Source organism: Halorubrum sp. SD612 (genome assembly GCF_002135005.1).
In genome coordinates, this window is the sequence record NZ_NEWI01000099.1 from 1 (window position 1) to 10,817 (window position 10,817).

At 65.5% G+C, this 10,817-nt stretch carries 9 protein-coding genes, 1 tRNA gene and 1 pseudogene; 4 read left to right on the plus strand and 7 right to left on the minus strand.

Annotated features, from left to right (window positions below):
• From B9G38_RS17840 to B9G38_RS11470, 3 genes and pseudogenes are all read right to left on the minus strand, one after another.
• Positions 1-144: pseudogene (locus B9G38_RS17840) on the minus strand (IS1595 family transposase); the annotation flags it as partial.
• Positions 145-345: 201 nt separating this feature from the next.
• Positions 346-1,941 (minus strand): hypothetical protein, encoded by a 1,596-nt coding sequence (locus tag B9G38_RS11465; RefSeq protein ID WP_198945679.1) that lies wholly within the window; start codon positions 1,939-1,941, stop codon positions 346-348.
• 542 nt (positions 1,942-2,483) lie between these two features.
• Positions 2,484-2,557 (minus strand) — tRNA-Lys (locus tag B9G38_RS11470).
• Positions 2,558-2,770: 213 nt separating this feature from the next.
• Between B9G38_RS11470 and B9G38_RS11475 the strand changes: the two genes are divergently transcribed.
• Both B9G38_RS11475 and B9G38_RS11480 read left to right on the plus strand, forming a co-directional pair.
• Positions 2,771-4,237 carry a DHH family phosphoesterase gene (locus B9G38_RS11475; protein WP_086220460.1) on the plus strand — a complete coding sequence of 489 codons (1,467 nt, stop codon included), beginning with the start codon at positions 2,771-2,773 and terminating at the stop codon, positions 4,235-4,237.
• Positions 4,238-4,308: 71 nt separating this feature from the next.
• Positions 4,309-4,515, plus strand: coding sequence for a hypothetical protein (locus B9G38_RS11480; protein WP_049929680.1), 207 nt, complete (start codon positions 4,309-4,311; stop codon positions 4,513-4,515).
• A 22-nt stretch (positions 4,516-4,537) separates the two neighbouring features.
• Here the strand turns inward: B9G38_RS11480 and B9G38_RS11485 are convergent, their stop codons facing one another.
• Positions 4,538-5,512 carry a sugar phosphate nucleotidyltransferase gene (locus B9G38_RS11485; RefSeq protein WP_086220461.1) on the minus strand — a complete coding sequence of 325 codons (975 nt, stop codon included), beginning with the start codon at positions 5,510-5,512 and terminating at the stop codon, positions 4,538-4,540.
• Positions 5,513-5,608: 96 nt separating this feature from the next.
• Between B9G38_RS11485 and B9G38_RS11490 the strand changes: the two genes are divergently transcribed.
• Positions 5,609-5,917 (plus strand): transcriptional regulator, encoded by a 309-nt coding sequence (locus tag B9G38_RS11490; RefSeq protein ID WP_049929682.1) that lies wholly within the window; start codon positions 5,609-5,611, stop codon positions 5,915-5,917.
• A gap of 16 nt (positions 5,918-5,933) precedes the next feature.
• On the opposite strand, the gene B9G38_RS11495 is transcribed toward B9G38_RS11490, so the two are convergent.
• Positions 5,934-7,244, minus strand: a complete 1,311-nt coding sequence (locus B9G38_RS11495; protein WP_086220462.1) for a response regulator — start codon at positions 7,242-7,244, stop codon at positions 5,934-5,936.
• Between the two features lie 108 nt (positions 7,245-7,352).
• On the opposite strand from B9G38_RS11495, the gene B9G38_RS11500 reads away from it, so the two are divergent.
• Positions 7,353-8,759, plus strand: coding sequence for a sodium:solute symporter (locus B9G38_RS11500; RefSeq protein ID WP_086220463.1), 1,407 nt, complete (start codon positions 7,353-7,355; stop codon positions 8,757-8,759).
• Positions 8,760-8,774: 15 nt separating this feature from the next.
• Here B9G38_RS11500 and B9G38_RS11505 read toward each other — a convergent pair whose 3' ends face one another.
• Together B9G38_RS11505 and hpt are read right to left on the minus strand one after the other, a co-directional pair.
• The gene (locus B9G38_RS11505; protein ID WP_049929685.1) at positions 8,775-9,452 is read right to left on the minus strand and encodes a type 1 glutamine amidotransferase domain-containing protein; all 678 of its coding nucleotides are present in this window, start codon (positions 9,450-9,452) and stop codon (positions 8,775-8,777) included.
• A 341-nt stretch (positions 9,453-9,793) separates the two neighbouring features.
• On the minus strand, positions 9,794-10,363 hold the full coding sequence (gene hpt, locus B9G38_RS11510; RefSeq protein ID WP_086220464.1) for a hypoxanthine/guanine phosphoribosyltransferase: 570 nt from the start codon (positions 10,361-10,363) through the stop codon (positions 9,794-9,796).
• Positions 10,364-10,817: the final 454 nt, after the last annotated feature.

The following is a 10,817-nucleotide window of genomic DNA, read 5'->3' on the forward strand; positions in this document are numbered from 1 at the left end:
GCAGTGTGGACAGGAGCGTTCTTCCCAGATCGTCTTGAGACGCCGCTCGACGATGGCGTCGAGCGGCTCGGCCCGAAATTCTATTACCCCAAGTTCCGCAAGTTCCGATAGCCTCTGGCCGAAGGCAAGACGGTCTTCATGCATACCCGCTTTTGCCGGGCCAGAGGCACTAATGCTCCTGGTTCCGCCAGTCTACTGAAGAGCGTGTACGCTTGTTCTTGAAGAACCGGTTTTAATTACTCACGCATAACCGAGATCTTCTAAGCGTTCTTGTACGTCTTTGGGAATAGTCTCGTCGTCGAAAGATACCGTTTTCTTGTTTACTCAGCTTTGAACGTTGAGTATCTAACACTCAATGGACCGAAAATGGCGGCTGAGACGGTATGAGCATGGAAAAGAGAGTTCAGCCGCAGACGCTCCGCTCTCCACTGGAGGTTCAAACGCCGTGAACGCTGCCTTCATTATCCTCTGTGAATCACTCTCCTGTTCCACCGATACCGTACACTCCTCGTAGAACGTCTTTTCCTCCGATTTCTGGCCCAATAGTGTCAACAAGACAACGTTCAAAGCTGAGTCGTTCGAGAAATCGTTTCGACTCTTTTGTTCACCGTAGTGCATCGCCTTCGGCTTCTCGATACCTGCGTCAGCCATCATCTGTCGAACGTCCTGCTCAACACTACTCGGAGAGATACACGAACGGAAAGAATCGCAGTGTAGTTGCCGGATTTTCTGAACGACCGCTTTTGCTCGTGTTTCGCCGGCACCCTCTCCCCAGCCCTGCGTATATGAACGAGTCGCCTCTCCGAGTTGCTTGATTTCCAGCCCCCTTTCGTTTCTTCGCCACCATTTACGTTCAGCGGGAGTCAACACATTCTCCTGCGAAAGGTCGTCGACCGTGTTGATTCGCCACCGAGTTTCCGACGGAAACGCATCGAGACCGATTATACAGCGGGCTTGTGAGAGGTCTGGGGTATGCTGGATGTGTCGAATATCACCGCTCAGACCATCCATCACAACCTCAATTCGACCGTCTCGTCCGTGGTAGCGTCCTGCGCAGACTTCCTTCGAATCGAGGATAGCACGTCCGATAGCCGGAGCCAATCGATGCGTTTCCCCTCGTCCGAATAGCCACTCCTCATCAACCTTGTCTTCAAAGTGCGCCCTAAGTTCTGCTTGCAACTCAGGCCGGTCACGAACAGCAGCAGACTTGAGATCGATCATCGCGCGGGGTACGTCGGAACGATGATCAAGTAGGTTAGTTGTCGCCCTCTGGAATTGTATCCGCTCTTGATCCGAGAACGTGAGTCCGTACTCCGGACGTTCGTCAAAGATCACATTCGCTCCCTCAATGAGGTCGTCAACATGAGCGAAATTCGCCGTTGTATGTAGTACGTCGTAATTTGGTCCATCATCGCTGTCTGAAATATCCCACCACTGAGTGACAGCGTCGCAATACTTCCCACAGGGTAGATCACAGTAGTTCGACAGCTGGCGGTGTGCCTTCTGAAATGTGACATTGCGCACATCACACATCCAGTCGAACCACTCTGAAGGTGTGTGGCCATTTGGAGCGGTTAGTTCGTCGTCGTAGTCTCCTGCGGCTACACGGCACGCGTCAGTTCGACCACGTAGCACGCGACACTCCACACCGGTTTCCGCTCTACTTTCTTCGACAGCGCCTTTCCGCGCTTCAGTTGTCTGGTGGATATGGATGACCGGCTCACCGCCAGTGATCTCGGGATAGTCTCGCCATCGTGTCGTTGCGACTTGATAGGTCTTACCGAGCGAAGTGGGCGCGTCGATGAGCGTATTCTCTCCGGCTTGAATCGCCGAGAATAGTCTCTCTTCGAGACGATCGCGTGCTTCGTCGGTAGTTACCCTGTTCGGAAAATCAGTCGATTCATCAAAGCCGTCGCTGTTCGAGATTGAATCTGTAGTCATATTTCGAGTTGCGGTAGAAGTTTCTCTGCGGTTCGTTCTACTCTCGCCTCAATGCGTTCGAACCAGCCGAAGGAAACACGGCGGTTGTAACTGGCTGGGTGGAGAGTTCCGCGAGAATTTGCCTTCACTTAGTGAACAACGTCCAGAGTGAAATAGATACCGAAAGATACAGACTGCGCCGACATTCCAGCAAATAAAATAGGAAATTGATGGCAGTCTTGGGCGCTCAAACCCTGGAGTTGCGGGTGAGATTTGGTTGAAGAAACGAACTACTTCGTCCCGAACTCCTCTCCTCGTAGTCTTTGTTGAGAGCCTCACCATTTGGCGGCCCCATACGCGCACTCAATGCTATCGTATCCGGTGATGGATGAGCTGACTGAACTCGGCTAAGACGTAACTCCGGTATAGCATCGGGCCGCACCACATACGAAACGAACTGACGCCGATTATCGGGATGTTCCCGAACCTTCTAATGGCTCTAATCCGTAGATGTAGACAGTTCAGCCGCTGACAGTCTGACTCGGTATCCGTCGTTGAGAAAGCGGGCCGGGCGCGATTTGAACACGCGACCGACGGATTAAGAGTCCGTCGCTCTCCCTAACTGAGCTACCGGCCCTCACAAGTCCGTACCCGGGTCACGCTAAAAGGCCTTTTCATTCGACCCCGTCGGCGCTCGGCGGACGCCGGTACAATCGCACGAAAGCGACGGTATCGCGTTCGGACCCGAACGCGTCTCTCGGGAGCGAAGCCGCCGGACTCGGCGACCTCGTGGCCGGGGGACGACGCCGAGAGCGCACTCGTTAAGTGTCGTGCCGCGGAAATCCCTCCAATGAGTAGTGGGGCATCCGGATCCGCGCGGACCCGGTACGCCATCCTCGGCTGTGGAAGCGTCGGTCACGCCGTCGCGGAGGAACTGACCGAGCGCGGGAAGGACGTCCTCATCCTCGACCGCGACGAGAGCCGCGTCGAGGCGCTCCGCGACCAGGACCTCAACGCGCGCGTCCAGGACATCGCCGAGCCGGACGTCGTCGACGAGCTCGCCGACCGCGACATCGTGTTGATCCTCGCCAGCGACGTGGAAGCGAACAAGGCCGCCGTCTCGGCGGTCAGAGAGACCGGCGGCGACCACTACCTCGTGGCCCGGGCCTCCGACCCCGTCAGCGAGGACGAGCTGCGCGAGCGCGGCGCGGACGTGGTGATCAACCCCTCGACGGTGATCGCCGACAGTGCCCTCCAGTCGCTGGAGACCGGCGAGCTGGAGTACATGGCCCGCCAGCTGGCGGAGATCATCGAAGACGGCGGCGACCGGATGGCCATCCTCACGCACGACAACCCCGAGCCGGACTCGATCGCGTCCGCGACCGCGCTCCAGGCGATCGCGGAGGCGTTCGGCGTCGACGCCGACATCATCTACTCCGGCGACGTGGGCCACCAAGAGAACCGGGCGTTCGTCAACCTCCTCGGGATCGACCTGCTCGCCCGCGGCGAGGCCTCGCCGCTCTCCGAGTACGAGACGATCGCGGCCGTCGACCTCGCGAAGGCCGCCGCCGAGGACCTCGATCTCGACGTGTCGGTCGACATCTACCTCGACCACTTGGAGGCCGAGGTGCCGTTCGACGCCCGTTTCGTCGACGTGCGGACCAACGTCTCTTCAACGTCGACGATCCTCACGAAGTACCTCCAAGAGTTCGACCAGTCGCCCTCGGAGGCGGTCGCGACCGCGCTCCTCTACGGTATCCGCGCCGAGACGCTGGATTTCAAGCGGGACACGACGCCCGCCGACCTGACCGCGGCGGCGTACCTCCACCCGTTCGCGAACCACGACACGCTCGAACAGGTGGAGTCACCGTCGATGAGTCCGGAGACGCTGGACGTGCTCGCGGAGGCGATCCAGAACCGCGAGGTCCAGGGGAGCCACCTCTTCTCGACGGCCGGGTTCATCCGTGACCGCGAGGCGCTCGCGCAGGCCGCGCAACACCTCCTCAACCTAGAGGGGATCACGACGACGGCCGTGTTGGGCATCGCGGACGAGAAGATTTACCTCGCAGCGCGTTCGAAGGACATCCGGCTGAACATCGGCAACGTGCTCGACGAGGCGTTCTCGGAGATGGGCGACGCCGCCGGCCACTCCACGCAGGGGTCGCTCGAGATCCCGCTCGGGATCTTCACCGGCATCGAGGCGAGCGGCGACAAGCGCGACACGCTCCTCCACCTCACCGAGGAGGCGGTCCGGCGGAAACTGTTCGACGCGCTCGGCGTCGAGGGCGGGAGCGGCGACTCCTCGAACGGGTCCTGAGCCGCTCCGACCGCCGCCGCTCGGCGCGGTCGTTTTCCGGCTCGGGGACGTACTTCCGACCACCGCGCCGCATGTACGTTCCCGAGGATCCGCCGGCGAACTGTCCCGCCTGCGGCGACCCGTACGACTCGGTCTCCCGACACACCGGCGGGTTCGTGGCGAACCTGCTCGACAACGAGCGCTACCAACGGGTCTGTTTCTACCCCGCGACCGACGGCAGCGACCCCGCGTTCGACTGCTATCACCACACGCACGCGCAGGCCGGCGTCGACGACTGAGACGGCGGTCGCCCCGAAGCGGTCAGAACTCGTCGCCCTCGGTGATGGAGGTGTGCGAGCCGATCAGCGCGCCAGAGAGGTCGACTCCCTCCAGGGTGGCGCCCGTGTCGATCACGGAGTTGCGGACCTCGGAGTCGGTGATCGTCGCGTCCCCGAAGACGACGGCGCGGTCGAGCGTCGAGTCGGTCACCGTCGCGCCGCCCATCACGTGGACCACGTCGCCCAGGTCGCTCCCCTCGACGGTCGCGTCGTCGTCGACGAGCGTCCCGCCGTCGAGCGCGTACTCGACCGCGTCGAGGTAGCTGTCGGCGGTGCCGATGTCGAACCACGCGCCGTCGAAGGTGTACGCGTTGACCGCCCCGCGCTCTTGGAGCCACTGGAGGAACCAGCCGGGCTCGTCGGGGTTCTCGCCGTCTTCGAGGTAGGTGGTGAGCTTCGGGAGCGTCTCGGCGGGGAACGCGTAGCAGGCGATGGAGACGAGCGTCGACTCCGGGTCGTCGGGCTTTTCCTGGAAGTCGACCACCTCGTCGCCGTCCAGCTGGACGAGGCCGTACGACTTCGCGCGCTCGCGGTCGCCCACGTCGTAGGCCGCCAGCGTCGGCGTTCCCTTGTCCTCGAAGAAGTCGGCGAAGTCGCCCAGATCGAAGCTGATCATGTTGTCGCCGGCGACGACGATCAGATCGTCGTCGACCGACTCCCGCTCGACGAGCTGTTCGAGCGCTCCCACGACGCCGAACTTCTCGTCTTCCTCGACCGTCTCCTCGACCGAGAGCGTCGGCTTCTCGAAGGGGCTGTCGTCGAGGTACTCCGCGAAGGTGTCGGCGAAGCGCTCGTTCGTCGAGACGAACACCTCGTCGACCCGGTCGTCGGCCTCCAAGTCCTCGAATATCTCGTCGATGACGGTGTTTTCCCCGACCGGGAGGAACATTTTCGGCCGGTGTTCGGTGATCGGCCAGAGCCTGGTCGCGTAGCCACCCGCGAGTACGACGGCTTTCATACTCTCCCGCTCTCACTCCGGTGACATACCTCTTGTGCCCGTGTCGGCGTCGGACGCCGACCGGGCGGTTTTACTCGCCCGTGTCGAACGTCGGGTATGGAGACGACTCGCCAGCGGATCGCCGACGCCCTCCGCGAGGAACCGCGGACCGCGAGCGACCTCGCGGCGACGCTGTCGCTGCCGACGCCGACGGTGTACGAACACCTCGAACACGTCTCGCGGTCCGTTACCGACGAGAGCGGATCCGAAGAAAGGGACGGCGGGGCCGACGAGGAGTTTCTCGTCGCGCCGCCGACCTGTCGCGAGTGCGGGTTCGACGGCTTCGACGATCCGGTCAACGAGCCGTCACGGTGCCCCGAGTGTAAGAGCGAACGGATCGAAGAGCCTGCGTTCGTGATCCGCTGAGCGGTCGCCCGACGACTCACCGCTCCGCGACGACCGCGTCGCAGCGAACGCCACCCGGGATCCGCCGCATGAAGAGGTCGATCCCGTACATCGCGTCGCCGGCGAGGCCGACGTCGAACGGTAGTTCGGCGACGCAGCACTCCTCGGCGGACTCGGACCGCGGGTCGCGGACGAGCACTCGGAAGCCGTCGGCCGTCGTTCGCGCGTCGACTGCGACCGCGTCGACCGCCTCGTCGAGCGCGGCTTGGAGGATGTTCCGGACGGCGAGGACGACGGTTCCGCGGTCGCGGTCGATGGACCCGTCCGGGTCCACCGTCACGGTCGCCGTCGCCGAGAGGCCGGCCTGTGACACCGCTTCGCCGACGGCGTCGGAGAGCTGTACGGGGCGGGTCGGATCGGGGGTAGTCGGCGACGAGTCGCCGGTGTCGAGCGCTCCGAGGACCTCGGCGAGGTGCGTGTTCGCGGTCGACAGGAGCGGCGCGTCCAGTTCCGACGGCGGGCGCGAGAGGATCCGGCTCGCGGCCTCGATGCGGCTGCGGACCGCCTGCGAGGCCGCCGCCTCGTCCGCGCCAGTCGGTTGGATGAGCCCGAGGATCGCGGGCTCGCCCCGGTAGGTGACGCGGCTCCCGACCACCGTCGCCTGAAACGTGGAGCCGTCCGCCGCCAGGAGGTCGATCGTGTATCTGACGCGGTCGTCGTCGCCGGACTCTCGCCGTCGGATCGCCCGGACCACTCGGTCCCGATCGTGCGGGGCGACGATCGACGACACCGGCTCGCCCACGAGTTCGTCGCGCCGCATCCCGAGCATCTCGGCGAGGCGGCGGTTCGCCAGCTCGAAGCTCCGGTCCTGTGACAGCCCCGCGCCGATCAGCCGCTGTTCGAACAGCTGCGAGTACCAGTCCTCGACGCGCTCGCGGTCCCGTCGTTCCCTGAGCCGCGTGACGCACGTTCGGATCCGGTTCGCCAAGAGCTCGTACTGCTCTTGGCCGCCGCTCTTCTGGAGGTAGTCGGAGACGCCGGACGAGATCGCCTCGCTCGCGATGGCCTCGCTGCCGCGCCCGGTGAACAGGATGAACGGCTTCGACGGGTAGCGCTCGCGCACGGCGTCGAGCAGTTCGAGGCCGTCGACGTCGGGCATGTCGTAGTCGCTGACCACGCAGTCGAACGTCGACTCGTCGAGCCGGTCCAGCGCCGCCTCGGCGGAGGTGACGCCGACGGCCCTGATGTCGTCGTGCTGTTGGTCCAAGACGTCCGCGGTGAGCGTCGCGAACCCCGGCTCGTCGTCCACGCAGAGGACGCGTATCGGCGGCCGGTCGGCCATAGACATGCGTTCACACGAGACGCGATCGCATAATAACTGTTGTATATAATATCGGATGCTTTTGCCGCGAAACTGAGGACATCGCTTATTCGTTCGCTCGGGCAGGTTAGTAGCGTGATCGGTTCCTCGGAGGCGCACAGCGAGGCCGACGCGTCGAACGCCGAGTCGTTCTACGCGGCCGACCGCCGGATCGGGGGCGTGTTCGGTGCAATGTCGTTGACCGCGACGCAGGTCAGCGCGGGGACGCTCATCGGCACGATCGGGATCCACTACGCCGTGGGCGTGAGCTTCGGCCTGGTGTGCCTCGGCATCTGGGCCGGCTGGGTCGCGTCGCTGCTGTTCGTGGGGCCGCACCTGCGCGCCCGCGGCGGGATCACCGTCTCGGAGTTCCTCTCGGCGCGCTTCGACGGCGACAACGAGGTGGTCGGCGGGACGACCGCGGCCCTCGTCAGCGTCATCTACCTCGTGTACACGACCGCCCAGTACGTCGCCGGGGCGGTCATCCTCGACGCCGTCTTCGGAGTGCCGCGGGTCCTCGGCATCGCGGCGTTCGCCGCGGTCGCGCTCTCGTACACGCTCGTCGGTGGGATGCGGCTGAGCATCTATTCGGACGCGGTTCAGGTCACGGCCCTCCTCTTCGGCGTCGCGGCGGCGGCCGTCGTCGGAGTCGCCGAGACTGGGGGCGCGAGGGCGCTCATCGACGCGGCTGCGGCTATCGACCCGGCGTTGCTGTCGGGCACCTCGGCGCCAGCGCTCACGACCGGGCTGGCGCTGTCGTTCGGGTTCGGTATCGCGGTGGCCCCGTACGAACTCTCGCGGGTCTACGCCATGCGAGACCCGGAGACGGTCAAGCGGGCGATCCCGATCTCCATCGCGATCCAGGCCGTCATCGCCGTGTGTATCCTGACGCTGGGGCTGCTCGCGCGCGTCCGGTTCCCCGGCCTGGCCGACCCGGACGCGTCCGTCGTCCGGCTCGCGCTCGACCTGTTCGGTCCCGCGGTGGGGCTGCTGCTGCTCGGTGCGGTCGTCGCGGCGGTGCTCAGCACCGTCGACTCGGTGCTGCTGGTCACGTCGGCGGCCGTGGCCCACGACATCTACGAGCGGACGCTGCCGGCCCTGGGCCTCGTCCCGGAGCCGACGCCGGCGCGCGTGCGGCGAGTCAGCCGGATCGCGACCGTCGGCGCGGCGGTCGTCCCCGCCGCTCTCGCCGTCAACCCCGGTCCGTTAGGCGGGGTGGTCCAGCTCATCGTCGCGCTCTACACGTCCGTGCTCGGGTCGACCCTGTTCGTTCCCGTCCTCGGCGGGCTTCACTGGGACGCGGCCACGGGCGACGGGGCCTTCGCCGGCGTCGTGGTCGGGTTCGTCACCGCAACGGCGTGGCAGGTCCTCACCGAAGTGTGGACGGTCGACAGGCTCGGATCGCTGACCGCGGTCGACCCGGTCGTCCCCGGCGTCATCGCGAGCGCCGCCGCGTTCGTCGCGGTGTCGCTGGCCGACACCGACCGGCTCGGCTCGGCGTGATCGCATCGGGCACGCTCAGAGCTCGCCGAGCAGCGTCTCCGCCGCCTCGGCCGACGAGCCCGGGCCGCGGGCCGTGATCAGGTCGCCGTCGACGGTGACGCTGGTGTCGGCGTCGAGTTCGGCGTCCCACTCCGCGCCCGCCAGCCGGACCTCGTCTTCGACCCAGTACGGGAGCTTCCGGCCGTCCGGCATCACGTCGTGGTCGTCGACGATCCCGTCCTCCCAGTCGTTCGGGAAGCCGGTGACGGCGCGCCCCTCGACGAGCGGCGTCCCGTCGGCCTCGCGCGTGAACGCGAGGATGCCGACGGCGTGACAGACGACGAGGGCGACGCCGTCGTCGCCAGCGACCGCGTCGAGCAGCAGCTGCCGGGCGTGCCGGTCTTGGTTCACGTCCCAGACGGTGCCGTGGCCGCCGGGGAAGACGACCGCCTCGTAGCCGTCGGCGTCGACGGTCGCGATCGGTTCCGGATCGTTCAGTTCGGGGTGCTCCTCGTCGACCTCGCGGAGCTCTGCGACTCGCTCCTCGCCGCCCGCGGCCTCGGGGTCGAGCGAGCGCTCGTCGACGACCGGGGGCGACCCCGACGGCGTCGCGACGGTCACGTCGACGCCCTCCGATTCGAGCGTCGTCAGCGGCTCGATACACTCCTCGGCCCAGTACCCCTCCTCGCTCACGACGAACAACGCGTCAGTCATGTGTAGTCCGCCATTGAGGACCTCGATATAAAAGACGCCCGCGCCCGGCAGCGCCAAAGGGCGGCGTCGGGTTTATAAGCAAACGTCACGGTCGCGGCCGGCGCGCGCCGTCGAGCGGCCGCCCTCGGCGGCCGCGAGAAGCGCGTGCGAGGGAGTCGCTGGCGCGACGAGGACGACCGAAGGGAGTCCGACAGACGCGCCCGACGGGGCTGGGGAGGCGTGAGGCGCGGTGCGGTGCCGGGCGGGGCTTTGGAGGTGTTAACCGCCGGTCCGTCGTCGACTACTAATAAACCTGCGAGTAGAAACTTCGAGGTGGTCCCCCCGGGTCGACAGTTACCGACCTATTCGTCGCCCTGCGCGTCGACGACGACGACCTCGCCGTCCTCGACGGTGACGTTGATCAGCGTCTTCACGTTGTAGTCGGTCTCGTCGAGCTCGTTCTCGCCCGCCTTCTTGATCACGGCGACGACGTCGACGACGTCCGCGCCGACCTCGTCGGTGAGCGCGTCGAGGATGGCCTTCATCGTGCCGCCGGTCGAGAGCACGTCGTCGAGGACGAGGACGCGGTCGCCCGCCTCCACGTCGTTGATGTACATCTCCGACTCGGAGTAGCCGGTCTCCTGGAACAGCGGGACCTCGCCGTCGAGGCCGTACTGGCGCTTCCGGATGACGACGAGCGGGATGTCGGTCATCAGCGAGAGCGCGGTGGAGATGTGGATCCCCATCGCCGCGGGGGTGACGATCTTGTCGACGTTCTCCAGCTCCGCCTTCCGGATGATCCGGATGACGATCTCCCGGAGCAGCTCCGGTTCGAGCATGGGGACGCCGTCACTGATCGGGTGGACGAAGTACTGGTACTCGCCTTTCTCGATGATCGGCGCGTCGAGGAGCGACTGCCGCAACTGGTCCATGTCGCGGGTACTCGGCCGGATTAATAAAGCGTGGCGGTTGCGGGATCGCGGTGTGAGTCGATCGCACGACGACTCTCCGCGAGCGAGACGCGGTCGAGACCCAACGCCGGATCGGCTCGAAACCCCGGCTCCGAGGCCGTACGACAATATCATTTATAAGCAGCTGATCGACACGATCACCACCGAACCCCCGGCCGCGAGGCGGGCGCTCGCTCGCTGCGGTCCTCGGTCAGTCGCTCGTTTCACTCGCTCCCGCCCTGCGGTCCTTCTGTCGCCTGCGCCCGCCTCGCGCCCGCCCCTTCGAGTCCCGCCCCGCACAGCGACCGCACCTCCCGCCTCCCCCGCCTCGTCGCCGGCGGCCACGCCGCCGGCCGCCCGCGGCGTCCCCCCTCGCCTCCGCCCCCGGCCTGTTGCCGGCTCCCGGCGTCCCTCCGCCCCCCTCTCCCCCGCCGCC

Excerpts from the sequence above, each read along its gene's own strand:
- B9G38_RS11465 (WP_198945679.1), bottom strand. The coding sequence starts at position 1,941 with ATGACTACAGATTCAATCTCGAACAGCGACGGCTTTGATGAATCGACT.
- B9G38_RS11475 (WP_086220460.1), top strand. The coding sequence starts at position 2,771 with ATGAGTAGTGGGGCATCCGGATCCGCGCGGACCCGGTACGCCATCCTC.
- B9G38_RS11480 (WP_049929680.1), top strand. The coding sequence starts at position 4,309 with ATGTACGTTCCCGAGGATCCGCCGGCGAACTGTCCCGCCTGCGGCGAC.
- B9G38_RS11485 (WP_086220461.1), bottom strand. The coding sequence starts at position 5,512 with ATGAAAGCCGTCGTACTCGCGGGTGGCTACGCGACCAGGCTCTGGCCG.
- B9G38_RS11490 (WP_049929682.1), top strand. The coding sequence starts at position 5,609 with ATGGAGACGACTCGCCAGCGGATCGCCGACGCCCTCCGCGAGGAACCG.
- B9G38_RS11495 (WP_086220462.1), bottom strand. The coding sequence starts at position 7,244 with ATGTCTATGGCCGACCGGCCGCCGATACGCGTCCTCTGCGTGGACGAC.
- B9G38_RS11505 (WP_049929685.1), bottom strand. The coding sequence starts at position 9,452 with ATGACTGACGCGTTGTTCGTCGTGAGCGAGGAGGGGTACTGGGCCGAG.
- hpt (WP_086220464.1), bottom strand. The coding sequence starts at position 10,363 with ATGGACCAGTTGCGGCAGTCGCTCCTCGACGCGCCGATCATCGAGAAA.